Consider the following 26090-nt stretch of genomic DNA (forward strand, 5'->3'; position numbering starts at 1 on the left):
ACCACCGCGGTCTAGCAGCCCCTGAAATTGTCAACAGCCACTCACTTGTCCACCAGAATAATCTCCCCGTTTTTGTCGAGTCGAGCAGACAATATTAGCGTTTCCCCACCTGGACCGCCGATATCCTGACAGCGTTCGGTTGTTGGAACCGGAAAGCGGCGTGCAACAGAGTGCAGGCGATCGACATTCGCAGGTGTGCAGATTGTAGCTGAGACGTTCTCTCCAGAGTGTTGCATAGCCCCTTCCAGTATGGGGTTCAGGAACGTATATACATCGCCAAGGAAGCCAGTGTGGTCCTTTATTAGCACATTGTGCTTGTTTGATAGCTCCACTACTGCGAGAGCTTGCCGCAAAACGGATTGCTCGATCTCTTTGTATCGATGGGCCTCAACAGCAAACAGCGAGCTAATAATAACGATCGCAGAGACGACGGCAGAGGCATGGAAACGGTCAAGATCTGCCGGGCGGCGAGATCGCAAGGAACTCATTAACGTGAGAACGACGAGCAAATAACCTATAGACACGGGAAAGAGAACGCGATCAATATCGTTTAATTTCGAGCCGAGGAAAACTACTGCAGACAAAGGCAGCAAGAAAATTGCGACGGCTGTTATCGATAGGGCGATCAGCGACGGAGCTATCTCTCTATGATTCAAGATACTGCCTGAAAATAATAGAAACGCAAACAAAAGAAGCACGGGAAATGTAAAAATATTGTATCGCCAAGCGGTTTTGAGGCAAGCTTCAATGGCAGCGGTGATGCCCTGCACTGAAAGCAGATCAGGCGCAAGGGACAACGCCATACCTTCAGACCCGAGGTGCCCCGCCAGGAGATAGGCGATCAACACATACGCACTATAAAGCGCAAAACCAGCAAAGATCGGCAGGCCGATGCGTTGCGCATGCAAAAGCTTGAAATTTGCAGAGCGCTTCTCAAGAGAGTTTGATGGAATCCAAAAAAACGAAGCGATCGGCAAAAAGATCAAGACTAAAGCGAGTGCCTGGTAGATGCAGAGCAAAACACACACGGTCACGGCGGAGCTGAATGCCAAAAACACAGACCGACTGCGGAGCTGCCGAATCGCAAACCCTAGTATGGCGAGAAATAGTACGGCGGTCACTTGGGCGGCCGCAAAACGTCCATACCAAGCCCCCGGCCAGAGGGGAAGTGCCCCGGCTATCGTGGAGATCACCCAGCGGGAGTAACCGCCGCACAAGGGAGACACTGCCCAGCGCGCAACGAAATAGCGTGCTACCGCCAAACATGCAGTTGCCATCGCAACTCCGACGACTTCTCCATTTCCAAGAAGCCATTGCAGGTAGTATCCGGTCGGATGCAGCGGCCGTGCGGGAAATGACGTAATCCATGTTCCAAAATAGCGGATTCCGTACGCATCGAACGCACTAAACATACCCCATTCTTCGGTCAAAGGGTAAACGGACCAAAGGATAAGGGAAACAATAGCGATTAAGGTGAGCCCTTCAAGCGAGATCAGTGACCACTTTACAGAGGCGCCATTTGCAGGAGAATCGTCGGGCCTACTTTCCAGTTCGCCGGACGATGATATGGTGTTCTCGTTCTGCATCATAAGCATTCCCGAACTGCTGCCCAGTATTGCCCGGCCAGCCGGGGCGAATTTTGCTCCAGGAGCTGCTCCGCACTCGGTAGCCCAGCTACCGCTTCGTCAGTGTGGGTTTCCATTCGTTTCAGCTGGCGCGCCATGTCAGCGGTGTCCGATGCGTCCATCCAATTAAGCCCTAACGAGAACTGGGCGTCGATCTCCCGCATCGCCGGATAGTCACTCGACAGCGAAGGAACACCCAGCTGAGCGGCCTCTAAGACGCTAAAAGTGCCGTTGTCCTGCCGTGCGGGATGCCACAGGAAGACCGCGCCAGCGAGCGCTTCCCCATAGGCCTTTTCAGAGATCTCCCCTGACCAGTCGATATTCTCGCGAAGACACGAATTGCGCTCGGCTATAGTGGCGGCGCGCTTCTGGTAGTCGTTTTGGGGCTCGTGCAGCCAATCGCTCGACAATAGTCCAGTCACTTTGCACCGCAAGCTTCCACCAAGCTCATCGTAATACATCCGCAGCGCAATGATCGCATTGAGGTGATTCTTGTGCGGGGAGGCGTTGGTCGTCCAGATAAAATAGGGCTCGCGTTCTTTATTTTGGGCAAAATTCGGTATTTTGCCTAACCGCGGCATCAGCATTGGGACCCGGTACAGCTTTTCGGCAGTAATCCCAGCATACTGCTTGGCATCCGATTCGGTAGAATGGGTGGTCACGAGCACTCTTTGGGCCTCGCGTACAAAACGCAGGAATGCAATGTTTACGGAAGGATCGATCACATCGAAGTAACGCTGCAGGTAATCGAAAACGACCGTGATGTACGGGCGGATCGGCAAGAGTGGTTTCGAGACCCGGTCACTGATGAACAACCAAAGGTCGCAGTCGGCGAACTGGCGTATCCCGTCGTCCGGAACGAGATATTGCTCGGATCCGGGATCCCAGGCGTGGCCCTGAAAACGCATAGCACGCCGAGCAGAGTCGGCATCAAGGACGCGCCACCGGAAGCGGCGACGTGCGATCGGCCGGGGCAAATCGCCGAGCACATCGTCGTCGTAATGCGGGTCGTCCGGATAGGCCAGCACGATGTCTGCCAACTCGCCCGCGGCGCGACTACCCTCCAAGAGTGCTTCCGCCACGAGCTTGGCGGCCCGCAGCGTCCCACCGCGGTAGGCTAGCGGCAGTATCACCGCAATGCGCCGTGGGCCTGAATATGATAATGGGCGTCTTGCGTCTTCTGCCCGCCCGGCTTCGATATCCGCCGCGATACGCACGAACCCTTGGCGCCAGAAGGGTTCGCAACGATCCGGATGCATCAGCTCGATCAATCGCAACTGGCTCTTTCGTATCTCCTCAATCAGAACGGCATCACCCGAGAGTATCGCCTGAAGCTTTGCACGCGCTTCGGTCGTCGTCTCGCAGCGCCCCGGAAGACCAAGGCCTCCCAGGCGATCAAGCATTCCGCCGCTCATAAACACTAGCGGCATTCCGAGGCGAACCGCCTCGAAGGGATGATAGTGCACATGATTGGGCTCACGTGATTGGTAATACATCACGCGGAGTTCGCGCATACTTCGTGCATAAGCATCAGCGGGCAAGTAACCCAGCACCTTTGGATCCTGGAAGTGAAGCGGCTGGGCGCCAGCGATCTTGTAGGGCAGATCACCGAAATCGGCAACGAAGTCATCATAGATCCGCCTATAGTATTCATTGAATGCCAGGTCCGGGCACACGAACATAACGGTTGGCTCCGAGCCGCGCCATTCATCTGCACGCGGTTCAGGGTCTGACATCCCGAGTGGGAGAAACAACGCACGGCTCCGCAAAAAACTGTCCTCAGCTTTGGGCAGGTGTTCGTAGGCGACTGCAAAATAAAAACGCCCCCCCATCGTCTCGACTGTCGCTCGCCCTCGGGAATACCAGTGCAAGATGCGCGTGTAATTCATCGATGAAAATTGACCGTATGCCCTCAACAGGGCCACCCCTTGGAAGTGGCGACTGATCTCCTCAAGAATTTCGGGTTTGTGTACGATGAAGAACAGGACGTCGAAATATCGGTTTGCGATTGCCCACGCGTCCCTCCCGGGTCTGCCGTACCAGTCCGCCGCGTTGAGTATGGCGAGCTCGTCAGCGGGAATGGTCAATGACGCGTCCAACGAGTCGTCGACGGACGCGCTACGGAAACTAATATCATTTGGAAAGCGCTTGGGAAGAAAAATCTCCGAGATACCGACGCGATTCAGCATGGCGATCTCAAAGCGACGCGCCGCCGAATGGTTCAATAACCACATCACGCGAATTTTTTTATCGGTTTCCACTGAGCTCGCTCACCCGTTTGAATTCTTCTATTGCGCTTGAGATTGGTCCATCGTATAGCAGCCGACCACCATCCAGAACGATGCCGCGCGCGCACATCGCGGAGAGGGAGCCGACGTCGTGAGACGCTAGCACAAGAATCTCGGATTGTTCGATCAGAGAAAAAATGCGCTGCTTTGCCCTTACCATAAATGTAGCATCGCCTGCACCGATCACCTCGTCCAATAGCAGGATGTCCCCGCCGACGGTGGTCGAGATGGCAAAAGCGAGCCGTACCTGCATTCCCGCCGAATAGGTCTTTATCGGGTAATCGATGTATTCGCCGAGCGCCGCGAAGGCGACGATCTCGTCCTCCTTGGCCCGCATTGCAGTAGGCGTTGCACCAAGCAGTAATCCGCGGTAAAGGATGTTCTCGCGACCGGTCGCATCCGGTTCGAAACCGAGCCCGAGGTTGAACAGCGCTCGCAACTCGCCATGAACCTCAATGTTGCCTCCGGATATCGGATACAGTCCAGCGACCGCTTTTAGGAAGGTGCTTTTGCCCGCCCCGTTGCGGCCGAGGAGCCCCACGCGCTCACCCTGTCCGATGTCTACAGAGACGTTGCGGAGTGCATGAATATCTGCCACCTGTGTTCTATTATCGCCGAGGCGGAAGCGTTCCCCAATCCATGCAAGTAGCGAGCGCTGCTTGAAAGCGCTGCAGGCGTAATGGAGATCGACGTTGAGGAGCCGAATGCGGGGTGCGTTCATAGATAGAAGATCACGCTGCGCTCGACTCGTCTTCCGACGAAGATCGCAAAGATGCCAAACAGCGCAGCAGTACCGAAGCAGAACAAATAGTTCGTGGCGGTTGGCCATAGGCCATCCAGCAACGGTGCGCGCACGATCTGCAGCAGGTGATAGATCGGATTGTAATCCACGAGAAAATCCAGCCCCCCCTCACGAAACATGCGCACCTCAAAATAGACAGGAGAGACGAACCAGCAGGCTTGCAGGACCAACCCCATGGCATGCGGAAGGTCACGAAAGCGTGCCCCGGAATACGCCAACAGAGTGGCTAGCGGCCAACCAATGAGCAGTGCCGCCGGGTACAGCGTTGCGATCGCGAGCCAACTCCAGCCAAAATTCTGCGGCAATACGACGAGGGTCCAGCCAAGCATTGCGAGACTGGCTGTACATAAGACCAGCGTCGCAGTCAACACGGTACGCAGCGAGTATATCGCCAGCGGCTGGCGGAATTGTTTGATATAGGCGTCCGCCTGGACGAAGCTCAGGGAACCCCCCGCGCAGCAGGCGCCGACGAACTCCCAAACGACGACACCGGATAGAATGTGTACCGAGAAACGCACGATGTCGGCACCAAACAACCGACTTAGGACAAGGGAAAGTAATAAGGTGAGGCCGAGCGGCTGGATTATCGTCCACAGCACGCCGAAATACGATCGGCGCCACCGCGAACGTAAATCGGAAAGCGACAGATGCATCCAAAAATACCGCGCGGCCCAAACCTGCGCGAGGTAGGCGCTCATCGTCCCCGTATCCGTCCGCTCAGCCAATGTAAGGATTCCAGTAATCTCCATCCGCGCGAGCTCGTAATATCGCGGTAGAGTGCGCTAAGTTGTTCATAGCTCGCCGACAGTTCTTCGAGGCGAGCCTTCAGATGCGCGTTTTCGCGCTCAATGTGTTTGCAGCCGCCCAAGAGTTCGGCCGTATCCGCGCCGCGACGGGCCTTGACGGTGTCCGAGAGCGAGGCGCGCGGCAGGTCCTGGCCCTGCAACCGGGTTTCGAACAACCCACAAGCAAACCGGTAAAGTTCGGTGTCGCAGGGCACTTGTGTGCGGATCCTGGCGATGAGGTCTTCGGAAGGCTGCTCGATTGCGACCGATGAGCGGTTCTCCGCCTGGGGTGCGACAGCATACTCCGGTGCATCCAAAAAAATCCCGCGAAACAGGTCAATTGAGGCGGAAAACCGCTCGGTGAGCCCGAAGAAGGGCATCGCCTCGATATTTCGTTTGGCACTTTCCAGGTGGCCCGTCATGTCGCTGCCGTCGAAGGTCGACAACATCTTGGTCTGCACATCCCCGAGGGCGGCCGCACGGACATAGGCGTTTTTGGTACTAACGAACTCATCCAGGCTGGCGCCCTGTGCAAACGCCATAGCGACCTGCAGCTCATGGCTCGCAACCCGACTGTGAGGATCCGAGCCGTTGAAGTTACGTGGGTCGTGCCACGACCTATAATTGGAAATCGTGCGGGCGACGGGGTCGCGCAGAAAGGTCACCACGCGGGCGTCGGGATAGTACTTACGGAACAATCCGAGAGGCACGTGCCCAAATACGAACGGACTATGACGATTCGCCTCGACGTACTGCTCGAAAGTCTCCGTTCCTCCTTCTGGCGCCTCGCCCGTTAAACATCGCACCCTCGCGCCTAACTGATCGAAGCTGCACTGCAGGTAAGCCTCGAACGCCGTTCCGGAGCATTTTGGGATATGCACAAATGCGAGCGGTTGTCTCAAAAAACGTTTCTCCTGTTGCACAGGTAGGAAGGTGGTCGCAGTGCCGAAGGAATCGCATTACGCGTAAGTCTGCAGCACCCGGATTTCCATGAATGTTGCTCGGCTCGTGTGTCGCGTTCGCTGTGGCTTACGGGGATAGTTGATGCGATGGATTGAGGCCTATCGAAAAGCAGGGCGATCGAGGCAACAGCTTCATGCCCCGCATTAAACCCCGGAGATCTGGTCCGTGTCGCAACATTCAGGCAGGGTCTCATCCCAGGCAGGCACCCGTCGTCCGCGCTTACCAGCCTTATGTAAATGGCAATACTTTCGAATAGGTGATCGGCCCAGGAACGACGTTGGGTACCATCGAGCGAAAACGATTGACGATTCCTTCTAAGCGCAACTCTACGACAACGCTCGACTGATCGTCGCGCAAATGGTTTCCACCTCCGATTCGGACAAGTCCGGATAACTTGGGAGATTAATGCCGCGGGCCGAAATGGACTCCGCGACGGGCAGCGACTCACCCGTCGCATGATGAGGCATGGTATGAGCCGGATGAAAAACCGGACGGGTATCGATCCCGGCATTCCTAAGGTGCGCGCGCAGCGGATCGCGAGCCAGCGGATCGTTTAGCGCAATCGAACACATCCAAAAGGAGTGCCGCGTGCCGGGGAGTGTGTCGTGAAAGCTGAGCGGAAGTCCGCGGAGACGTTCTCTGTAGCAAGCGGCGATCTCGCGTTTACGAGCAAGGATCGTTTCTGCAGCTTCAAGTTGGGCGACGCCGATCGCTGCACAGATATTCGTCATCCGGTAGTTGTAAGCGAGGGTGTCGTGCCAATACTCGCGTGATCGCGATACTCCCTGAGTTTTCAGATGGATTGCTTTCTCGATGACTCGGGGGTCCGTGGAAACCACCATCCCGCCTTCACCGGTGGTAATCGTCTTGTTGCCGTAGAAGGAGAATGTTGCGACGTCGCCGAAGGTGCCGACATGTTGATCCCTGTAGAGCGTACCGAAGGCTTCAGCGCAGTCCTCGATCAGCAAGAGGCCGTGTTCACGGCAAAGTTCGACGATAGACTCCATGTCGCATGGCAGCCCATACAGGTGAACAACCATCACGGCACGCGTACGCGGCGTGATCTTGCGCCGGATATCATCCGGATCAACCTGCCAGCTATCAGCTCGCGAATCGGCAAAAACCGGCTTAGCCTGCGTTTGCAAGATGGTGTTCACCGAGGCGATGTACGTCAGCGAGGGCACAATAACTTCGTCGCCCTGACCAATACCCAGGGCTTCGAGCGCGAGGTGGAGAGCTACTGTACCGTTGCAAACCGTGGTGGCTGCCGCAATCCCCACGTAATCGATAAAACCAGATTCGAATCGCTCTATGTAATCACCTTTGGAAGAAATCCATGTCGAATCGAGGCAGCGATTAACGTATTCTTTTTCACGGCCGGTAAGGAACGGTTTATAAACTGGAATCATTGGCTGTTGCTTAGGTTGGAAATGCTTATGCACACGCCCCTTCTGGCGATTAGCGCGATGGCTGGAGCTATAATCAAATCTGGTCGATGTCTTAATGGCGCCATGGTGTTGGGGCAGCGGAGTACCGTTGCTGAAAATATGTTGTTCAGGCACCCAACCGGAGCCAAGTGATACAGGATGGGGAACGATAAGGGGAAGCGCGGCTTCGGTGCAAGTCGGGGCGAGGGACCGGGTGCGACCGTAATTGATGCGCGGCATGTCAAGGACACCACAGGCGTAGGCCATCTATCCGTCTCCGTCACGCCGCCGGGCCAGCCGCAGCTCTAAGGCCGGCATGAAACATGCCGCATGCGTGACGTCCTTTTGCCGGCGCGGCGCGCCACGCATCTCCGCAAAATAGCCGGTCGGGTTATCCCCCGTTGCCGCGCGTGTTGAAGGCGACGTTCCAATGCTCGTCCGGCGTGTCGACCGGGATCGCCGTCAGCTCCAGGGTGCCGACCTCCGTCACCGTGGCCTGAAGCCGAACCGCGACGACCTCGCCAGTCTTGTGAGCCTTCGCGGGCAGCACGGTCTGGATCTCGGCAAGCTCCTCGAGCTCCTCGTCGCGCCACTCCTCGAGCAGCTCGCCGACCTCGTCCTCGCGCCGGACGCTCGAGCCGAAGAAGCGAAAGCGCACCGGCTCGCCGACCACGAGACCGAACTCCTGCGGCGGGGCGACCGGGTCGGAGCCTTCTTCCAGACCGAAGGGGACCAAGCAGAGCGCCTGGATCTCGGGCTCCATGCCGGGGATGGCCGGCATGGCGCTTTCAACCCCGACATAGTAGGAGTGCGAGGTGCCGCCGCGGATGCGCACCCCGCCGTGGCGTCGGACATGGGCATAGAAGGCGGCCCCGCGGGCCACGGCCAGGTCCAGATCGCGTGCGTCCAAGAGCCGCGCATGGGGCGCGTCCTCGGCGGCCAGCCATTGGTTGAGCACCTCGAGTACGCGCTCCCGGAGGATCGGCGCCTTGAAGACGCCGCCGTTGAAGAGGACGGCGGTCGGATGCAGGAAGCTCGCGCCGGGCGTTTGGGCGACGAAGCCCTGCAGATCCTCGGTCGCTCCGGTTTGTCGGCCGAGGAAGGCAGCCAGATGGCGGGTCACGGCCGGATCCTGCGCATAAGGCAGGCCGACCTTGGTGATCGCGCCGCGCGCGCGGCTGGCGGGGCGGCTGTCGGCGCTGACTGCCGGGAAGAAACCCTCGATGAGTGTCGATCGAACCTCGTCGCGGGTCAGCTCGGTACGGATGCTGCCGCCGATCAGACGGGAGCCGCGGCTCGGGACCACGACCGGAATGCTTTCCAGGTCGGGATCTGCGAGCAGTGATTCCTTGGCGATGCGGCAGCCGTGCGTCAGGGCCTGCAGCTGCCAGCGATCCAGCTCCACGCCGGTCTTCGCCAGCTTCTGTTTCAACAGGTGGGCGAGGGTCAGGTCCATGTTGTCGCCGCCGAGCAGGATGTGCTCGCCGACGGCAACGCGCGTCAGCTCAAGTGCCCCGTCCTCCTCCGTGACCGCGATCAGCGAGAGGTCCGTGGTCCCCCCGCCGACGTCGACCACCAGGATGATGTCGCCGACCTGCACCTCATGCCGCCAATCGCCCTTGGTGTCGTTCACCCACGAGTAGAGCGCCGCCTGAGGTTCCTCGAGCAGAACCAGGTGCTCGATGCCGATCGCACGGGCCGCCTCGGCGGTCAGCTCGCGTGCGGCCGGGTCGAAGGAGGCGGGTACTGTGACCGTGACCTCCTGACGGCTTAGCGGGTCGTAGGGAAACTGCCCGTTCCAGGCATCGCGCAGATGGGCGAGGTAATGCACGGTGGCATCGAAAGGCGAGATCCTCGGGATCTCGTCCGGTGCGCCGGCCGGCAGGATCGCGGACTTGCGGTCGACGTCCGGATGACAGAGCCAGCTCTTGGCGCTCGAGACCAGACGAATCGGCGTTGTGGTGCCTTGGTTGCGGGCCATCTCGCCGCAAATGCGAGTGACATCGGTCTGCCAGGGCAGGCCCAGATCCGCGGCCTTGAGCTCGTCCGGATGCGGCAGATAGAGACAGGACGGCAGCAGGGGGCGTGCCTCGACGGAGCCGGGCCCGATCAGCTGCGGGATGGAGACGAGACCCTGGACGATGTTCTCGCCCTCGCTCTTGTCAGAATCCACGAACGAGAGTGCGCAATGGGTCGTCCCCAGATCGATGCCGACGGCGTAGCGATAGTGGCTCACAGCTCCACCTCCGCGGCGGCAAGGATGCGCAGGTCATGTCCGCCGGTGGTCTTGGGAAGATCCATCTCCACGACACGCCAGCCGCGATGCACGAGCGTTCCCTGGAACGGCGGTTCTCCGAGGACGTTGCCGGTCGGTCGGTTGGCGGAGGCGTCGAAACCGGGCGCCAGGGTGACGCGGCTCCCCTCTGGTTCCTCGCGCACCGGAGCGATCTTCAGATGCGCGTTCAGCACATCCCGACAGCCCTGATGAACGATCCGCGCGGCCGCGCCGATCTCCTGATCGGAGGCGCCTTTGATGTCTTCTTTCAGGAAGTCCACCAGGCGCCCTTCTTTTTGAAGCAAACCGAGCAGGAGCAAGGCCGAATCAGGCGCCGCGCTTGCCGGAGGCCGCGCGGCGGGCGCTGCGGGGCGTGCCAAGGCGTGGTCGGTGCCGCCCTCGGCAAGTGCCTCGACGCTGCGTGCGAAGCGCGGATCCTTCAGGATACGTTTGAAACTGGTGAAGGCGATGAAGGCCCTCCGGAAGAAGGAAGGCGTTGCTGAGCCCATGGAAGCATCCTCATTACGGCCGATTTGATCAGTTCGGGCGGCGGGCAATCGCGCGCCGTCCCGAGGTGCGCATGGTACCGCGCCGCTCGCCGTCACTCGACCGCGGATTTCAACGAAACCGCTTGTATACCTCTCCGACAGCGGCGCGATGGCATAATCGGGGCATCACGAACCGCCCGGATCGGGCGAGACCAGGGGTCCCCAGTCAGATGAATCCGACGAACCGTTCGGCGTTCCTTACGCCCAGCAGCGACGAGCGACGCAAGATGATCGAGATCGCCGCCTACTATCTCGCCGAATGTCGCGGCTTTGCACCCGGTGGAGCGGAAGCCGATTGGCTGTGTGCCGAGCAAGCCATCAACGCCATCATCGCCGACAGACGCGCCGACCGCACCGATGGCGCTTCGGCGCATCGCGGAGGGCATCCCGACGATGTGGTGGAAGGGATTCGCAACGCCCTCAAGCTGAGCGGCGGGTTGTCCGGCTGACCTGCACCAGGGGCGGAGCAGGAATGAGCCGGCTGGTCCGGCGACGTCGAATCCCCGTTTGACCGAGCGACGGCCAAAAAAAAAGCGCGACGGGCGTCGCGCTCGGAAGTTACCACCAAAGGAGGATGGAGGAGTGCACCGAAGCGCGAAGCTTCAGTACATCACCAGTTTCTTATTTACCGTTTCTCTTGTCAAGCCATTCTTGAAGGGTCGCCAAGCCGATCCGAAATCCCGATTTGCGCGCAAGGCTATTGCGGGATTGGTCTCGCCCCCAATTGTCCGGTCCGGGAGGGGCCGAAACGGGTGATGATTTCACAAGGCCTCGGAGCGCTACGGCGCGGTGACGAAGCACAGCTGGAGCGAAGAGAGATGGCGATTGAAACAGCGACACTCGGCGGTGGGTGTTTTTGGTGTCTGGAGGCGGCCTTCCAGGGGCTCGAAGGCGTGCAGTCCGTCGTCTCCGGATATGCCGGAGGCGCCGGTGCTCAGCCGACGTACCATCAGGTCTGCACGGGCACGACCGGCCATGCCGAGGTGGTCGAGATCGGTTTCGACACGACGCGGATCGACTTTGAAACACTCCTCGAGGTCTTCTTCACGATCCACGACCCGACGACCCTGAACCGGCAAGGCGCCGATGTCGGCAGCCAGTACCGCTCGGTGATCTTTTATCAATCCGATGCGCAGCGCGAGATCGCCGAACGGGTGATCGCGCGGCTGAACGCCGAGGGCGTGTGGCCCGAACCCATCGTCACGCAGGTTCAGCCTGCCCCGACCTTCTACCCGGCCGAGGCATATCATCAGGATTACTACCGCCGTAACCCGAGCCAGGGCTACTGCCGGGTCGTCATCTCGCCCAAGCTCGCCAAGCTCAGGGCGCATCATGCGGCACTTCTGGCCGAGTGATCCCGGTCGACGAATCGGCGCGGTCGGCGCAGGATAGAGCGATGCCCGCTCGCCCCATTCGACTCATCACACTCGACCTGGACGATACCGTCTGGCCCTGCGTGCCCGTGATTCAGGCCGCCGAGGAGGCCTTTCACGCTTGGCTGCATCGGCATGCCCCGCGTCTGGCCGAGGCCCACGATCTGGCGAGCATGCGCCGTCACCGTCGCGAGCTGATGGACGCCATGCCCGAGATCGCGCATGACCTGGGCCAGATCCGTCGCCGCTCGCTGGCCATGCTGTTGGAGTCGTTCGACTACGCGGTCGGGCTCGCCGAGGAGGCGATGGCGCTGTTCGACGAGCATCGCAATCGCGTCGAGCCCTTCGATGACGTCTCCTCGGCGCTCCGAACACTGTCGGAGCGTTACCGCTTGGTCTCGCTCACCAACGGCACCGCCAACCCCGAGGCGACACCCCTGCGCGGGCTGTTCGAGCGCAGCATCACGGCCGCCGATGCCGGTGCTGCGAAGCCCCATCCGGCGCTCTTCGTTCTCGCACTCCAGCATGCAGGCTGTGCACCCGGCGAGTGCCTGCACCTCGGGGACGATCCCTGGATGGATGTCGAAGGGGCTCGGGCGGTCGGGATGACCGCGGTCTGGGTCAATCGCTACGGGCGGACCTGGCCCGACGAGCTGGCGCCGCCGACCCTGACGGTAAGCACGCTTCATCAACTCCTGGAATGGCTCGACGCCGAGCCGCAGCGCGACCCGAGGTAAGCACGCATGGATTTCGATCTCCTGGCCAACGATGGATTGGCTCGGCGCGGCCGTTTGACCTTCGCGCGCGGGATGGTCGAGACCCCCGCCTTTATGCCGGTCGGCACCTACGGGACCGTCAAGGCGATGACCCCGGAGGAGTTGACCGATCTCGGGGCCGAGATCGTGCTGGGCAACACCTTCCATCTGATGCTGCGCCCCGGCACCGAGATCATCCGCCGCTGCGGCGACCTGCACGCCTTCATGCACTGGGAGCGGCCCATCCTGACCGATTCGGGCGGTTTCCAAGTGTTCAGCCTGGGCGAACTGCGCAAGATCACGGAAGAGGGTGTGCATTTCCGCTCGCCGGTCGACGGCAGTCCGGTCTTCCTGAGTCCCGAGATCTCGATGCAGGTCCAGCGCGAGCTCGGCTCCGACATTGTCATGATCTTCGATGAGTGCACGCCCTATCCGGCGGACGAGGCGCAGGCGCGGGCCTCGATGGCGCTCTCGCTGCGCTGGGCGGCGCGCTCGCGCGTGGCCCACGGCGACAACCCCTCGGCCCTTTTCGGCATCGTCCAGGGCGGCATGCACGAGGAACCGCGAGCCGAATCCTTGGACGGGCTCATGACCATCGGCTTCGACGGCTATGCCGTGGGTGGCTTGTCGGTCGGCGAAACGGAGGCGGAACGGTTGCGCATCCTCGATTTTCTGGCCGACAAGCTGCCGAAGGATCGCCCGCGCTATCTGATGGGTGTGGGCACGCCGGAGGACATCGTCGCCGCCGTCGGTCGCGGTATCGACATGTTCGACTGTGTCATGCCCACCCGCAACGCACGCAACGGCGACCTCTTTACGCACCAAGGCAAGGTCAGGATCCGCAACGCTGCCAATCGCACCGACGAGGGTCCGGTGGATCCCCTGTGCGACTGCTACTGCTGTCGCCATTACAGCCGCGCCTACCTGCACCATCTGGACAAGTGCAAGGAGATCCTCGGCGCGCGTCTGCAGACGATCCACAATCTCCACTACTACCAGACCCTGATGCGCGGTCTGCGCGAGGCCATCGCCGCAGGCCGCTATGCCGACTTCGTCCGCGAGTTCGAGGCGTTGCGCGCAACACCCGATCCGGCATGATCCAAGACGCGTCCTTCCGAGGCCAAGGTTCGCCGCGACGTCGGGCCGATCTCGAAACCAGGCCCGTCGCGATCGACGCGTCTTGCGCGACGCTGCAACTTCCTCCGCGCTATGCCATAATTCGGCGCCGAGTTTTCCGGAGGTTGTGCGGCCTTTTCGGCCCCGTCCTCGTCCTAAACCGCCGGATCGCAACCGAGCGATCCCCAGACCATAGGCACTGAATGATGAGCTTCCTGATCTCCGATGCCGTCGCCCAAGGCGAGGCCGCCGCCGGTGCGGGTGACCCCTTTCTGGCACTTCTCCCGTTGGTGTTGTTTGCTGTCGTCTTCTACTTTCTCCTGATCCGCCCGCAGTCCAAGCGCCAGAAGGAGCACCGCAAGATGGTGGAGTCCTTGGCCAAGGGTGACGAGGTCGTCACCATCGGCGGGATTGCCGGCCGCATCGCCGAAATCGGAGACAATTTCGCGCTTCTGGACATCGCCGACGGCGTCGCGGTGAAGGTCCGGCGCAGTGCGGTCGAGTCCGTGATGCCGAAAGGGACGCTGAAAGACCTGTAAATCCTTCGCCCGCACCTCGGCCGCGGCGCCTCGGGCGCCGCGGCGTCTTGGCCGGAGTCCTCCGGCTCAGGGCGCGGGCGCCCTCCTTGGCGCCGGCCGATGTCCGGTCCATCCCCGATCGCGCCCGCTGTTGCGACTGGAATTGCAATGAACCAATATCCCTTGTGGAAGAATCTCCTGATCCTGGGCGTCATCCTCGGCGCCTTGCTCCTTGCGGTTCCGAACCTATTCTCTCAGGACCCGTCGATCGAGATCACCGCGGCGCGTGGCTCCGAGGTGACCGAGGCCAGTCTTGCCGAGGTGCGTGCCGCGCTCGAAACCGCCGATGTCCCCGTGAAGGACATCGAGACGCGCGAGGGCGGCAAGCTGCTGGTGCGTTTCGCCTCCTCGGGCGCTCAGCTGGCGGGGCAGGATGCGATCGAGCGGGCCCTCTCGGAGCGTTACCGCACCGCGCTGACCTTGTCGGCAGACCTGCCCGGCTGGGTGCGGTTTCTCGGCCTCAACCCCATGTCGATGGGTCTGGATCTGCGCGGCGGCATCCATGTCGTGATCGACGTGGACATGGAGGCGGCTCTGGACCAGGCGCTCGAGCGCTATGTCGGCGACATCCGCACCGAGCTGCGTGACCGCAAGATCCGCTACCTCACCGTTGCACGCGAGGGTTCGCGCATCCTGATCAAGTTCAACGATGCGGCGATGCGCGACGATGCTCAGCGGGCGCTGAACAACGAGTTCCGGGATCTCGACATCCAACCCCTCGACGAAGGCGGCGATTTCGTCATCGCTGCGAGCCTGCCCCCGGCCCAGCAAGAGGAGGTCCGCTCCTTCGCGCTGCAGCAGAACATCACGACCCTGCGCAACCGCGTGAATGCGCTCGGTGTCGCGGAGCCCAGCATTGCCCGGCAGGGCGATCGCCGCATCGTGGTCCAATTGCCGGGCGCGCAGGACCCCGGGCGCCTGAAAGAGCTGCTGGGCGCGACCGCGACGCTCGAATATCGCCTCGTCGATACCGAGCACAGCGTCGCCGATGCCCTCGATGGCCGTGTTCCGGTCGGCAGCCGGCTCTATCGCGAGCGCGACGGCACGCCGATCCTGCTCAATCGTCGGGTCATCGTGACCGGCGATCAGATCACCGATGCCTCCGCCGGCTTCGACAGCCAGAGCGGGAGTCCCGCGGTCTTCGTGAACCTGGACGGGCAGGGCGCCCGGCGCATGCGGGATGTCACGACCGAGAACGTCGGCAAGCCGATGGCCGTGGTCTTTATCGAGAACGTGACCACCACCGAGGTTGTCGACGGGGAGGCGGTCAAGCGAACCCGCAAGGTCGAGGAGGTCATCAGCGTCGCGACCATTCGCGAGCCCTTCGGGCGCCGTTTCCAGACCACCGGATTGGACAGCAGCAACGAGGCGCACAATCTGGCGCTGTTGTTGCGCTCGGGCGCCTTGGCGGCCCCGATCCAGATCGTCGAGGAACGCACCATCGGTCCCAGCCTCGGACAGGACAACATCGACCAGGGCTTTCTGTCGGTCATGATCGGTCTCGGGCTGGTATTGGTCTTCATGGCGCTCTACTACCGCGTCTTCGGGCTGGTCGCGAACGTCGTCCTGGTGGTGAATCTCGTGATGATCGTCGCGATCCTCTCGATGCTCCAGGCCACGCTGACCTTGCCCGGGATCGCCGGCATCGTGCTGACCGTTGGCATGGCGGTCGATGCAAACGTTCTGATTTACGAGCGAATACGCGAGGAGATCCGCAACGGCAGCACGCCCCAGGCGAGCATCCACGCCGGATTCGACAAGGCGCTATCGACCATCGTCGATGCGAACGTCACGACACTCATTGCGGCCGTCGTGCTCTTTAGCTTCGGCACCGGACCGATCAAGGGGTTTGCCGTCACGCTCTTCATCGGGATTCTGACCTCGATGTTCACGGCAATCTTCGGGTCTCGCGCAGTTATCAATCTGATCTACGGCGGCCGGCGCGTGAAGAAGTTGGCGATTTGAACCGCGCTCTCGGGTGGCGCTCGATACCCCGGTGCCTGGTGCGCCGTCGAGGCCGCCCGAGGTCTCGACGTCGCGCGGTTCAAGTGAAAACGGGATAAAGACTTCAATCGTGTTTCTCTCCGAAGCTCGGAGATGAATTTCTAGCGGATTTCACGCTGAATCGGTGCAGGCCGCGCCGAACGCGATTGAACCAATGACGATCTCAATTCAGGGCGCTCGATGTCCAGAGCGCCCTAAACCAAGGGCGATTCGATGAGAGACCTGAGTGTCATCAATGAGCTGAATATCGATTTCATGGGTATTCGCCGCCCCGCGGTGATCTTATCCGGGGTCGTGCTGCTGCTGTGTATATTGGCCATGGTGATCCGTGGCTTCAATCTCGGATTGGACTTCACCGGTGGCACCGTCCTCGAGGTGGGATACCAAAATCCGGCCGAGCTCAGCGATGTCCGAACGGCACTCGAGGCGAAGGGCTTCACGGGTGCAACCGTCCAGCACTTCGGCACGCGCAGCGACGTCTTGATTCGTCTGGCCCCGGAGGCAGGCGAGGAGGCGAGTGCTGAGCTGAGCGACAGTGTGTTTCAGGCATTGAGCGAGGCGGTCGGGGGGCAGGTCGAGCTGCGTCGCGTCGAGTTCGTCGGGCCTCAGGTCGGCGAGGAGCTTCGCGAGCAGGGCGGACTCGCGGTCCTCTTCGCGCTGATCGGTATCCTGGTCTATGTCGCCTTGCGCTTCGAGTGGCGCTTCGCGGTGGGTGCGGTCGTTGCCATTGTGCACGACGTCATCTTCACTGTCGGGATGTTTGCACTCTTTCAGATCCCCTTCGATCTGACCGTCCTGGCCGCCGTGCTCGCGGTCATTGGCTACTCACTGAACGACACCATCGTCATCTTCGACCGCATCCGCGAGAATTTCCGCCGGATGCGCAAGGGAACGGTCATCGACATCACAAACGTCTCGATCAACCAAACCTTGTCGCGGACCGTGGTGACCTCGGGGACCACCCTGCTCGTGCTCATCGCGCTCTATATCTTCGGCGGCGAGGCGCTCAATGGTTTCTCGCTGGCGCTCATCATCGGCGTCGTCGTCGGTACCTATTCAACCATCTTCGTGGCCACAGCCGCGGTGATCCTACTCGGCGTGAGTCGCGCCGATCTCCTTCCGGTTCCCAAGGAGGGTGCCGAGGCCGGCAGCAGCCTGCCCTAGCCACGCGGCGACGTGGCGCGGCAAGCGCAACTCGCGATACCGGTTGTCGCCCCGCATGCCGGGCGGGTCGCGACCGTCGTCATGAGCAGTTCTTCTTTCGCGAGGTGAGCTCATATGGGTCTCTTTCCCGTCCTGGTCGCCTTGTGCGCGTTGCTTTTGGCCGGCTGCGGCGAGCGTGGCGCCCCTTCGATCGAGATCGAAGGTCCTACGATGGGGACCTACTATTCGGTCAAGGTCGCCCGCCCTCCGTCGGGGATGACCGCGGAGGCGCTCAAGCTCGATGTGGAGTCGGTTCTCGACCGGGTGATCGCCGAGATCTCGACCTACGAGCCGACCTCCGAGCTGTCCCGCCTCAACGCGAATCCCGGCACGGATTGGATCCCCATCTCGCCCGAGCTATATGCCGTGATCGCGCAAGGCCAGCACATCGCTGCCCTGAGCGACGGTGCCTTCGATATCACGGTCGGTCCCCTGGTCAACCTATGGGGTTTCGGGCCCGAGGCGCGACCGGCCGTGCTGCCGACCCCCGAGCAGATTCAGGCCGCGCGCGAACGCGTCGGCTGGCACAAGATCGAGCTGCGCGCGTCCCCGCCGGCCATCCGCAAGGCCCGGGGCGATGTCTACATCGATCTCTCCGCGCTGGGTGAAGGCTATGGCGCGGACCGGGTTGCGGCGGATCTCGATGCGCGAGGCGTGGCCGATTACATGGTTGCGGTAGCCGGCACCATCCGCGCGAAGGGGCTCAACCCCAAGGGCCAACCCTGGGCGATCGCGATCGAGGAGCCGCTGCCGGATCGACGCAGCGTGCATCGGATTGTCCCGGTATCCGATCGTGCCATCTCGACCTCGGGTGATTATCGCAATTTCTTCGAGAAGGACGGCAAACGCTATTCGCACGAGATCGACCCCGCGACGGGTGCCCCGATCGAGCGTAATTTGGGTTCGGCGACCGTCGTTGGAGACCGTGCGATCCTCGTCGACGGGCTTGCGACCGCCTTCATGGTACTCGGCGAGCAGCGCGCGCCGGCACTCGCCGTCTCGCAGGGGATTGCCGCCTATTTCATCGTCCGCGACGGTGATGCGCTGCACGGTGTCGCAAGCCCGGCCTTCGAGGCGTATCTCGCACGATCGACGCAGGACGAGTGACCATCCGGCACATCGGAGCCGCAAGGATCCCTCGGTCACGCAGCAACCCATCCCCTCTGCCGCCGGCTCACCGGGTTTGCTCAGGTCGTCATCGGCCGCTCGAATTTCTCATGGTTGAGCACCGCGACATCGGATACGAACACGGTCAGGTGGTAGCCCTGGCCGATCAGTGCGTTCAGGTCATCGAGCAGGCCGGACATGCGATCCGGCGGCAGAATGACCTTCAGAAGCAGGTTCGTGTCGATCTCCAGGTTGCCCGACTGCAAGCCGTCGGAGCCGGCGCCGCGCGCGCGCAGCAGGGTGTAGCCACTTGCGCCGCGGCGCCGCACGAGGGCGACAAGGCGTTGCTCCAGCACATCGGTGGTGATGACGGTAACGAGCTTTTCGGGGACAAGGCGGTGCATCTGCGAGGGCTCCTGCGGCTTGCGATATGACCGGCGGACGGGGCGCGAGGGCCGCCGCGTCGTCTGTGATGATCAGGCCCCGCCGGCCAACATCTGCGCCAATTGGTGATAGATCGGGATGCCGACGACGACGTTGAACGGGAAGGTCACGCCGAGCGATAAGGTCAGATAAAACGACGGATTGGCCTCCGGCACCGCCAGGCGCATCGCGGGCGGGACGGCGATATAGGAGGCGCTTGCGCCCAGCACCCCGACCAGCGTCGTGCCGCCGACACTGAAACCGAGCATCAGGTCTCCGACCAGCACGCCGATCGCGCCGCCGATCAGCGGCATCGCCAGCCCGAAGGTCACGAGAGCCCATCCGACGCGCCGGAAGTCGGCGAAGCGCCGCCCCGCCTCGAGCCCCATCTCCAGCAGGAAGAGGCAGAGCATGCCCATGAAGATATCGGTGGTGAAGGGGTGCAGCGACTCCATCGCCTTCGGGTTCGCGATGGCCCCGATCAACATCGACCCGATCAGGAGCACCACGCTGCCGTTTGTGAAGGCTTCGCGCAGGATGTCGCCCAGGTGACCGTTCCCGTGATCGGCGCGCGGGGTGCCGCGCTCCGGTGCGGTCTTGGCGATGCGTCCCCGGCTCCAGCTCGCGAGCAAGAGGCCGACGACGATGGCGGGTGACTCCATGATCGCGAGCATGATCAAGGGATAACGCTCGTACTCGATCCCTTGGCTGCCGAGAAAGGCGATCGCGGTGAGGAAGGTTCCGGCGCTGACCGAGCCGTAATGCGCGGCGATCGCGGCGGCGTCGAGCGGACCGACCCGCCGCGTTGCGAGCAATAGCCCGAAGCCGATGATCGGCAGCAGGAGTCCGAGCAACAGTGCCCAGACCACCGCCGCCACGGCCTCGCCGAGGTCCGCCTTCGCCAATTCCACGCCGCCGTGCAGGCCGATCGAGACCAGCAGGTAGATGGATAGGATCTTCGCCAGATCGGGCGGAAAGCGCAGATCCGATTTGATCAGACGTGCGACGAAGCCCAGTGCGAAGAAGAGCACGGCCGGGATCAGCAGATTGGAAAACGCGGACATCGTGCCTCCAGGGTGCCGGACGGGGCTTGGATGGTCGGTCACCACGTCGAGACACACCCGCCGCGTGCCTCCGCCCGGCTTCGGCCGGTCGATTAACGGTAGGGGCGCAGATACCACCATTCGAAGCCGAGCTTCATCCAATGGAAGAGCCGCGTCGAGGGCAGCACCAGATTGTATTTTTCGGTCCGCGCGACCAGCATGCCCGTGTCGTTGGCGTCCACGATACACACCAGCTCGACCTTGAAGGTCTCGCTCGGCGCGCGGCCCTGCAGCTCTCCGAGTAGATTCTTCACCGCCGCGCGGGCCTGTAGATCCGCCATGTGGGCCTGTTTCGGCATCCAGTCCGGACCGGGAAAACTACCCGAATCCCCGGCGACATACACCCGCTCGTAGCCGGGGACGCGGCAATGCGCATCGGCCTGCAGGAGTCCGCCGGGCGAGCGTGGAAGATCGGTCTTGTCGAACCAGGTGTTGCCGGTCATGCCGGGCATGAAGAGGATCAGATCGGCGTCGAATTCGCCGGCCTCGGTCGTCACCTTCGACGCCGAGAACGACTTGAGCTTGTGGCCCAGATGGGTCTCGATGTCGCGGCGCTTCATCTCTCTGAGGATGCCGTCGACCGCCTTGGGGCCGAGCCGGTTGCCCGGGCGCTCCGCCGGCGTGAAGAAGTGCAGCTTGAAGCGGTCGCGACGGCCTTCCTTGCGCAATTGGCTGTCCATCCCGAAGATGAACTCGAAGATGGGGCCACCGCGCATGGAGCTCGGCTCGTTGGGGTTTCCGGCGAAGCCCATCGCGATGCTGCCCCCGTCCATCGCCTTGACGCGATCGCGGATCGCCTCCGCCGCGGCGATGCCCTCGCAGGGTGTGATGGCGTGCTCGATGCCGGAGAGCTTCTTGATAAAGCGCCCGCCGCTGCCGATGACGAGGCCGTCGTTTTCGATCGGACCGGCGGTGGTTTCGAGCGTGCGCCCGTCGGCACTCAGTCCGGTCGCCTCTGCGGCGACATGGCGCACGCGCATCCGCTTGAAGAAGGGGCGCAGATCGATGCGCAGGTCCTCGCCGCTGCGGATCCCGCAGGGGACCCAAATGAGGCCCGGGTAGTAGACGAACTCGGCTTTACTGCTGACGAGCGTGATCTCGGCGTCGGGGGCGGTCCGTCGGATGCTTTGAACGGCCGTGAGGCCGGCGAATCCGGAACCGACGATGGTGATGCGATGCATGGATGACTCCGGTGACCCTTAAACCGCGCCCTGCGCGGTATGCGTTGTTGTTGGATGGGATCGGCCGCGGCCGACTTGACGCGCGTTGAATCCGGCGCGGTTTGTCAGGTTCATAAGGATGCGTTGGATTGTATACCGATCCGGCACTGAGACCGGGACAAGTGGACACGCATCGGGAGTGGGCTTCGGATCGGGCGCGCCGCCGCGATCTATCGGCTCGACTCCAGCAGAGGCTCCAAGACCGGCCAGACGTTGTCGAGTATCCGCGGCTGCGCCTCGGCGGTCGGGTGCAGCCCGTCGGCCTGCATCAGATCCCAATTCTCGGCCACTCCGGCGAGTAGATCGGGCACCAAGGGGACGGATTCGGCCTCGGCGACCTCCCGGAACACCGCTTGAAAGCCGTCGGTGTAAGCCGCACCGTAGTTGGGCGGCAGACGCAGACCGGTCAACAGGACGCTGCTGCCGGAGGCTCGGCTACGCTCGATCATTTGGGCGAGATTGTTGCGGATGATCTCGAACCCCAGGCCGCGCAAGCCGTCGTTCGCACCGAGCTCGATCAAAACCAGGGCGGGTGCGTGATCCTGGAGCAGTGGCCCGAGCCGCGTCAGCCCCCCGGCGGTCGTATCGCCCGAGACACTCGCATTGACGACGCGGAAAACCATTCCACGCTCGCGCAGACGCTCTTCGAGGAGCGATACCCAGCCGCTCTCGCGATCCAAACCATAGCTCGCACTCAGGCTGTCGCCGAGGACCAGGATGACCGCAGGAGCGGCCGTCTCGTCGGTGGTGGTTTTTCCGAGCGTCAGGGTAGGCAACAACATACAGGTCAGCAGGAGTAAACGGATCATGTCGGGACAAAGACCTCGGGCCGTGTCGAAAGCGGTCGCAGTGGGGAAGCATGTTACGGGGCCAGCCGGCGGCTTGACCATCTTGGAACGCCTCGACCTGGAGATCCAGGCCGGCGAGGCGGTGGCCATCCTCGGTGCTTCCGGTTCGGGCAAGTCCACATTATTGGGGCTCTTGGCCGGTCTCGACAGTGCGACCTCGGGCGAGGTGTGGCTGTGCGGCCAGCGCGTCGACGATCTCGACGAGGACGGACGCGCGGCCCTGCGCAGCGGGCGCGTCGGCTTCGTCTTCCAGAACTTCCAGCTCCTGCCGACGCTGACAGCCCGCGAGAACGTGCTGCTGCCGCTCGAGCTCACCGGGACGCGCGACGCCGCGCGACGCGCCGACGACGCGCTGGATCGGGTCGGCCTGACCCCGCGTGCCCGCCACTATCCGCGTCAGCTCTCGGGCGGGGAGCAGCAGCGTGTGGCGATTGCTCGGGCCTACGCCCCGCGCCCCGAGGTGCTCTTCGCCGACGAGCCGACCGGGAACCTCGACCAGGTCACCGGCGAGCACATCATCGATCTCCTCTTGAACCTGCGCAGCGACGCCGGTGCCGCGCTGGTGTTGGTGACCCATGATCCGCGTCTTGCCGAGCGCTGCGATCGGCGTCTGCACATGAGCTCCGGCCATCTGGAGCAAGGCTCGTGAAGACCTGGCGGATCACCCTGCGACTGCTCGGTCAGGATTGGCGCAGCGGGGAGCTCTATCTGCTCGCCTCGGCGCTCATCCTGACCGTTGCCGCCATCACGGCGGTGGGATTCTTCACCGACCGCGTCGAAAGCGCCATGGCCCGTCAGGGCGGGGAGCTGATCGCGGCGGATCTCGCCTTGGAGTCGGCCACCCCGCTGCCGGTCGCCTACCGGGAACAGGCTGATCGCTTGGGGTTGGCCACCGCCGCGATTATCGAGTTTCGCAGTGTGGTGACGGGCGAGGGCGGGCCGCAGCTCGTCCAGGTGAAGGCTGTGGATACCGCCTATCCCTTGCGCGGGCGTTTGAGTGTTCGCGATGCGTTCGATGCGCCGGATCGCGAGGTGGAGACGGGGCCGCCGTCCGGCGAGGTATGGGTCGAGTCGCGTCTCTTGCCCTTGCTGGGTGCTGGGCTCGGCGACGAGGTCGGTCTCGGCGAGTCGCGTCCGCGCATGGGCGCCATCCTGAGCAACGAGCCGGACCGAGGCGGTGCGCTCTTTGCTCTGGCCCCGCGGGTCATGCTGAGCCAGACCGATCTCGCAGCGACCGGGCTGATCACCGAGGCGAGCCGGGCCGAGCATCGCCTCTTGGTCGCCGGCGAGGCGGCGGCCGTCGAACGGTTCAAAACGGCTATCGAAGCGGATCTGCCGGTCAATATCGACTTGATCGACGGCAGTACCGCCCGGCCCGAGTTCGAGTCCGCGGTCGATCGTGCCTCGCGTTTCCTGCACTTGGCTACCCTCGTCACCTTGCTGGTTGCCGGGGCCGCGATCGCGCTGGCCAGTCGTCGTTTCGTCGAGCGCCAGACCGACGCCGTCGCCGTGATGCGCTGTCTGGGTGCGCCCAATCACCTGCTGATGCGGGTCTTCATGATGCGCCTGGTCCTCTTCGGGCTCATCGCCAGCTTGATCGGCTGTCTGCTCGGCTGGCTGGGACAGCTCGGGCTGATGAGCCTGTTGTCGGAGTGGTTTGCGGCGGATCTGCCGACCCCCTCGCTCGCACCCGTCGTGGTCGGCGTAGCGACGGGTCTGGTCGCGCTCTTGGGCTTTGCGCTCCCGCCGCTGTTTCAATTGGCGCAGGTCTCGCCCTTGCGTGCGCTGCGGCGCGACCTGGGTGCTCCGCGCGGCTCGGCCGTGCTGACGGTGGTCGGTGCCGCGTCGGCCTTGGCCCTCTTGATCGTCTGGCAGGCCAATGACTTCCAGCTGGCCTGGAAGCTGATGGCCGGTGTGCTCGGCGCGGTCGCGAGCCTGGTCATCACGGTCCTTGTCCTGGTGCGTCTCGCGGGCGGGCTCGCCGGGCGTGCCCGCGGGGTCTGGCGGCTCGGTCTGGCGGCCCTGGCGCGACGTCCCTCGGCGGCCGTCCTGCAGATCTCCGGACTGGGGCTCGGCATCCTGGCCTTGCTGCTGCTGGCCGTGGTGCGTGTGGATCTGCTCGAGACCTGGCAGGAGACCTTGCCCGAAGGTGCCCCGAATCACTTTCTGATCAACATCCAGCCGCAGGATGTCGAGCCGCTGGGCCAGTTCCTGCGCGAGGCGGGCTTGGGCGAGTCGGCCATCTACCCGATGATCCGCGGCCGATTGGTCCGGATCAACGACCGCGAGATCGTCCCGTCCGACTTCGAGAATCCGCGTGCCGAGCAGCTCGCCTCGCGCGAGTTCAACCTGAGCCAGGGCGCGGATCTTCAGTCCGACAACCGGATCGTCGCCGGCGCCTGGTGGCCCGGTGCGGATGCACCCCCGCAGTTCTCGGTCGAGGAGGGCATTGCCGAGACGCTCGGTATCGCCTTGGGCGACGAGATCGCCTTCCTGGTCTCCGGGCGGGAGGTGAGCGCACCCGTGACCAGTCTGCGCGAGGTCCAGTGGGACAGCTTCAACGTCAACTTCTTCGTCATCTCCTCCCCGGCGCTTCTGGGCTCAGAGCCCGCGACCTTCATCACCAGCTTCTACCTCCCGGACGATCGCGAGACGCTCGTTCCGGAGCTGGTCAAACGCTTCCCGAGTGTTACCCTGCTGGACGTCGACGCCTTGCTGACGCAGGTCCGTCAGGTGGTCGACCGCGGCGTCATGGCAGTGGAATACGTCTTTCTCTTCACGCTCGCGGCCGGGATCCTGGTCATGTACGCCGGCATCCAGGCCAGCCTGGAAGAGCGCCGACTCGAGCACGGCATCCTGCGCACCCTCGGTACCGGACGCCGCGCGCTGCTGACCAGTCTGGCGGTGGAGTTCACCGCGGCCGGCATCCTCGCGGGCGCGCTCGCCTCCGTCTTCGCCGAGCTGACCGGCTGGCTGCTGGCCGAGCAGCTCTTCGGCCTGACCTTCAGCTTCAACCCGATGCTCTGGCTCTTCGGGGTCTTCGGCTCCGGCGCCTTGATCGGAATCGCCGGAACCTTGGCAACCTATCCGTTGTTGGTTCGTCCGCCGTTGCAGACGCTGCGGCAAGCAGGCTGAGTCGAGGCCGGCCGCGGTCCGAGGGGTTTTATTCCCGACGATCGGCGTTGGTTTCTTCTTCATTCTTGTCTATGCTTTCGATACGGTCGAGTGTTGACCGGGTGGTTTGCACTTCACGAAGAGTGAGAGAGGCTAAACATAGAGGAGTCGTATCCATGTCCAAGAGCATCTTGCTGCCGGCGGCCTTTGCCGCCACGCTCGTTACTGTCGCGCCCTTCGCTTGGTCGACCGATCGCCCTGACCTGCAGGGCGAGCAGTTGTTCATCTATCACGGTTGTGTGAACTGTCACGGCACAGCGGGAAAAGATCCCAGCAGTAAGTTAGTCCCCAAGATCGGCGGTCTTGAGGCCGACGAAATCCTTGAGCGAGCCCAGAAGATCCTGCGTGGCGAGGGCGAATCGGAAGAGGCGAAGCTGATGCATTCGGCCGTCGCCTACAGCCAGTCCTGTGATGCACCTCCGACCCAGCCCGAGCTCCAAAAGATCGCGGTCTGGCTGGCGCTCCAGAAGTGA

General features: G+C 62.5%; 23 protein-coding genes. 11 read left to right on the forward strand and 12 right to left on the reverse strand.

The annotated features are described in order from the left end of the window. Window positions 1-41: 41 nt before the first annotated feature. From THIMADRAFT_RS03425 to THIMADRAFT_RS03460, 8 genes are all read right to left on the reverse strand, one after another. On the reverse strand, window positions 42-1589 hold the full coding sequence (locus tag THIMADRAFT_RS03425) for a hypothetical protein (protein ID WP_007191569.1): 1548 nt from the start codon (window positions 1587-1589) through the stop codon (window positions 42-44). Beyond that, complete coding sequence (locus tag THIMADRAFT_RS03430; RefSeq protein ID WP_007191570.1) at window positions 1586-3886, reverse strand: glycosyltransferase; 2301 nt, start codon at window positions 3884-3886, stop codon at window positions 1586-1588. Before THIMADRAFT_RS03430 ends, THIMADRAFT_RS03425 begins: the two co-directional genes overlap by 4 nt. Next, the gene (locus THIMADRAFT_RS03435; RefSeq protein WP_007191571.1) at window positions 3873-4634 is read right to left on the reverse strand and encodes an ABC transporter ATP-binding protein; all 762 of its coding nucleotides are present in this window, start codon (window positions 4632-4634) and stop codon (window positions 3873-3875) included. Before THIMADRAFT_RS03435 ends, THIMADRAFT_RS03430 begins: the two co-directional genes overlap by 14 nt. After that, entirely contained in the window at window positions 4631-5413 is a 783-nt protein-coding gene (locus tag THIMADRAFT_RS03440) for an ABC transporter permease (RefSeq protein ID WP_007191572.1), read from the reverse strand. Before THIMADRAFT_RS03440 ends, THIMADRAFT_RS03435 begins: the two co-directional genes overlap by 4 nt. After that, window positions 5410-6402, reverse strand: coding sequence for a sulfotransferase family protein (locus THIMADRAFT_RS03445; RefSeq protein ID WP_007191573.1), 993 nt, complete (start codon window positions 6400-6402; stop codon window positions 5410-5412). Before THIMADRAFT_RS03445 ends, THIMADRAFT_RS03440 begins: the two co-directional genes overlap by 4 nt. Window positions 6403-6789: 387 nt before the next feature. After that, window positions 6790-8157: a DegT/DnrJ/EryC1/StrS family aminotransferase gene (locus THIMADRAFT_RS03450; RefSeq protein WP_007191574.1), complete on the reverse strand. Its 1368-nt coding sequence runs from the start codon at window positions 8155-8157 to the stop codon at window positions 6790-6792. Window positions 8158-8281: 124 nt separating this feature from the next. Further along, a complete protein-coding gene (locus THIMADRAFT_RS03455; protein ID WP_007191575.1) occupies window positions 8282-10126 on the reverse strand; it encodes an Hsp70 family protein in 1845 nt (614 codons plus the stop codon). Continuing rightward, window positions 10123-10674, reverse strand: coding sequence for a DUF2760 domain-containing protein (locus THIMADRAFT_RS03460; RefSeq protein ID WP_007191576.1), 552 nt, complete (start codon window positions 10672-10674; stop codon window positions 10123-10125). The genes THIMADRAFT_RS03455 and THIMADRAFT_RS03460 overlap by 4 nt, the downstream gene beginning before the upstream one ends. A 209-nt stretch (window positions 10675-10883) precedes the next feature. On the opposite strand from THIMADRAFT_RS03460, the gene THIMADRAFT_RS03465 reads away from it, so the two are divergent. The 8 genes from THIMADRAFT_RS03465 to THIMADRAFT_RS03500 all read left to right on the forward strand — a co-directional run bounded on the left by THIMADRAFT_RS03465 (window position 10884) and on the right by THIMADRAFT_RS03500 (window position 18849). Beyond that, a complete protein-coding gene (locus tag THIMADRAFT_RS03465) occupies window positions 10884-11162 on the forward strand; it encodes a DUF2934 domain-containing protein (protein WP_040729502.1) in 279 nt (92 codons plus the stop codon). Between the two features lie 369 nt (window positions 11163-11531). Next, a complete protein-coding gene (gene msrA / locus THIMADRAFT_RS03470; protein ID WP_007191578.1) occupies window positions 11532-12068 on the forward strand; it encodes a peptide-methionine (S)-S-oxide reductase MsrA in 537 nt (178 codons plus the stop codon). Between the two features lie 41 nt (window positions 12069-12109). Continuing rightward, window positions 12110-12823 (forward strand): HAD family hydrolase, encoded by a 714-nt coding sequence (locus THIMADRAFT_RS03475; protein WP_007191579.1) that lies wholly within the window; start codon window positions 12110-12112, stop codon window positions 12821-12823. Window positions 12824-12829: 6 nt separating this feature from the next. Beyond that, window positions 12830-13939 (forward strand): tRNA guanosine(34) transglycosylase Tgt, encoded by a 1110-nt coding sequence (gene tgt / locus THIMADRAFT_RS03480; protein WP_007191580.1) that lies wholly within the window; start codon window positions 12830-12832, stop codon window positions 13937-13939. 224 nt (window positions 13940-14163) lie between these two features. After that, window positions 14164-14496: a preprotein translocase subunit YajC gene (yajC, locus tag THIMADRAFT_RS03485; RefSeq protein ID WP_040729699.1), complete on the forward strand. Its 333-nt coding sequence runs from the start codon at window positions 14164-14166 to the stop codon at window positions 14494-14496. Between the two features lie 147 nt (window positions 14497-14643). Next, window positions 14644-16500: a protein translocase subunit SecD gene (gene secD / locus THIMADRAFT_RS03490; RefSeq protein ID WP_007191582.1), complete on the forward strand. Its 1857-nt coding sequence runs from the start codon at window positions 14644-14646 to the stop codon at window positions 16498-16500. Between the two features lie 252 nt (window positions 16501-16752). Then, window positions 16753-17703: a protein translocase subunit SecF gene (secF, locus tag THIMADRAFT_RS03495; RefSeq protein WP_007191583.1), complete on the forward strand. Its 951-nt coding sequence runs from the start codon at window positions 16753-16755 to the stop codon at window positions 17701-17703. A 114-nt stretch (window positions 17704-17817) separates the two neighbouring features. Then, window positions 17818-18849 (forward strand): FAD:protein FMN transferase, encoded by a 1032-nt coding sequence (locus tag THIMADRAFT_RS03500; RefSeq protein WP_007191584.1) that lies wholly within the window; start codon window positions 17818-17820, stop codon window positions 18847-18849. 80 nt (window positions 18850-18929) lie between these two features. On the opposite strand, the gene THIMADRAFT_RS03505 is transcribed toward THIMADRAFT_RS03500, so the two are convergent. The 4 genes from THIMADRAFT_RS03505 to THIMADRAFT_RS03520 all read right to left on the reverse strand — a co-directional run bounded on the left by THIMADRAFT_RS03505 (window position 18930) and on the right by THIMADRAFT_RS03520 (window position 22404). Next, complete coding sequence (locus THIMADRAFT_RS03505; protein WP_007191585.1) at window positions 18930-19253, reverse strand: P-II family nitrogen regulator; 324 nt, start codon at window positions 19251-19253, stop codon at window positions 18930-18932. A gap of 72 nt (window positions 19254-19325) precedes the next feature. Further along, on the reverse strand, window positions 19326-20336 hold the full coding sequence (locus THIMADRAFT_RS03510) for a sodium-dependent bicarbonate transport family permease (protein WP_007191586.1): 1011 nt from the start codon (window positions 20334-20336) through the stop codon (window positions 19326-19328). Window positions 20337-20428: 92 nt separating this feature from the next. Continuing rightward, window positions 20429-21556, reverse strand: a complete 1128-nt coding sequence (locus THIMADRAFT_RS03515) for an NAD(P)/FAD-dependent oxidoreductase (RefSeq protein ID WP_007191587.1) — start codon at window positions 21554-21556, stop codon at window positions 20429-20431. A 209-nt stretch (window positions 21557-21765) separates the two neighbouring features. Then, on the reverse strand, window positions 21766-22404 hold the full coding sequence (locus THIMADRAFT_RS03520) for an arylesterase (RefSeq protein ID WP_040729505.1): 639 nt from the start codon (window positions 22402-22404) through the stop codon (window positions 21766-21768). Between THIMADRAFT_RS03520 and THIMADRAFT_RS03525 the strand changes: the two genes are divergently transcribed. The 3 genes from THIMADRAFT_RS03525 (at window position 22403) to THIMADRAFT_RS03535 (ending at window position 26090) form a co-directional block, all read left to right on the forward strand. Continuing rightward, window positions 22403-23092 carry an ABC transporter ATP-binding protein gene (locus THIMADRAFT_RS03525; protein WP_007191589.1) on the forward strand — a complete coding sequence of 230 codons (690 nt, stop codon included), beginning with the start codon at window positions 22403-22405 and terminating at the stop codon, window positions 23090-23092. The two genes, THIMADRAFT_RS03520 and THIMADRAFT_RS03525, sit on opposite strands and share 2 nt — an antisense overlap. Further along, the gene (locus tag THIMADRAFT_RS03530; protein ID WP_007191590.1) at window positions 23089-25578 is read left to right on the forward strand and encodes an ABC transporter permease; all 2490 of its coding nucleotides are present in this window, start codon (window positions 23089-23091) and stop codon (window positions 25576-25578) included. The genes THIMADRAFT_RS03525 and THIMADRAFT_RS03530 overlap by 4 nt, the downstream gene beginning before the upstream one ends. A 155-nt stretch (window positions 25579-25733) precedes the next feature. Next, the gene (locus THIMADRAFT_RS03535; protein WP_007191591.1) at window positions 25734-26090 is read left to right on the forward strand and encodes a c-type cytochrome; all 357 of its coding nucleotides are present in this window, start codon (window positions 25734-25736) and stop codon (window positions 26088-26090) included.

The organism is Thiocapsa marina 5811, from assembly GCF_000223985.1.
Lineage (GTDB): Bacteria > Pseudomonadota > Gammaproteobacteria > Chromatiales > Chromatiaceae > Thiocapsa > Thiocapsa marina.

Bases quoted from the DNA above. Each gene is read 5' to 3' on its own strand.
- THIMADRAFT_RS03440 (WP_007191572.1), bottom strand. From the start codon at position 5,413: ATGAGCGCCTACCTCGCGCAGGTTTGGGCCGCGCGGTATTTTTGGATG.
- THIMADRAFT_RS03520 (WP_040729505.1), bottom strand. From the start codon at position 22,404: ATGATCCGTTTACTCCTGCTGACCTGTATGTTGTTGCCTACCCTGACG.
- secF (WP_007191583.1), top strand. From the start codon at position 16,753: ATGAGAGACCTGAGTGTCATCAATGAGCTGAATATCGATTTCATGGGT.
- THIMADRAFT_RS03460 (WP_007191576.1), bottom strand. From the start codon at position 10,674: ATGGGCTCAGCAACGCCTTCCTTCTTCCGGAGGGCCTTCATCGCCTTC.
- THIMADRAFT_RS03435 (WP_007191571.1), bottom strand. From the start codon at position 4,634: ATGAACGCACCCCGCATTCGGCTCCTCAACGTCGATCTCCATTACGCC.
- THIMADRAFT_RS03505 (WP_007191585.1), bottom strand. From the start codon at position 19,253: ATGCACCGCCTTGTCCCCGAAAAGCTCGTTACCGTCATCACCACCGAT.
- THIMADRAFT_RS03500 (WP_007191584.1), top strand. From the start codon at position 17,818: ATGGGTCTCTTTCCCGTCCTGGTCGCCTTGTGCGCGTTGCTTTTGGCC.
- THIMADRAFT_RS03465 (WP_040729502.1), top strand. From the start codon at position 10,884: ATGAATCCGACGAACCGTTCGGCGTTCCTTACGCCCAGCAGCGACGAG.
- THIMADRAFT_RS03425 (WP_007191569.1), bottom strand. From the start codon at position 1,589: ATGATGCAGAACGAGAACACCATATCATCGTCCGGCGAACTGGAAAGT.
- msrA (WP_007191578.1), top strand. From the start codon at position 11,532: ATGGCGATTGAAACAGCGACACTCGGCGGTGGGTGTTTTTGGTGTCTG.
- THIMADRAFT_RS03475 (WP_007191579.1), top strand. From the start codon at position 12,110: ATGCCCGCTCGCCCCATTCGACTCATCACACTCGACCTGGACGATACC.
- THIMADRAFT_RS03525 (WP_007191589.1), top strand. From the start codon at position 22,403: ATGTCGGGACAAAGACCTCGGGCCGTGTCGAAAGCGGTCGCAGTGGGG.
- THIMADRAFT_RS03515 (WP_007191587.1), bottom strand. From the start codon at position 21,556: ATGCATCGCATCACCATCGTCGGTTCCGGATTCGCCGGCCTCACGGCC.
- secD (WP_007191582.1), top strand. From the start codon at position 14,644: ATGAACCAATATCCCTTGTGGAAGAATCTCCTGATCCTGGGCGTCATC.
- tgt (WP_007191580.1), top strand. From the start codon at position 12,830: ATGGATTTCGATCTCCTGGCCAACGATGGATTGGCTCGGCGCGGCCGT.
- yajC (WP_040729699.1), top strand. From the start codon at position 14,164: ATGAGCTTCCTGATCTCCGATGCCGTCGCCCAAGGCGAGGCCGCCGCC.
- THIMADRAFT_RS03450 (WP_007191574.1), bottom strand. From the start codon at position 8,157: ATGGCCTACGCCTGTGGTGTCCTTGACATGCCGCGCATCAATTACGGT.
- THIMADRAFT_RS03535 (WP_007191591.1), top strand. From the start codon at position 25,734: ATGTCCAAGAGCATCTTGCTGCCGGCGGCCTTTGCCGCCACGCTCGTT.
- THIMADRAFT_RS03510 (WP_007191586.1), bottom strand. From the start codon at position 20,336: ATGTCCGCGTTTTCCAATCTGCTGATCCCGGCCGTGCTCTTCTTCGCA.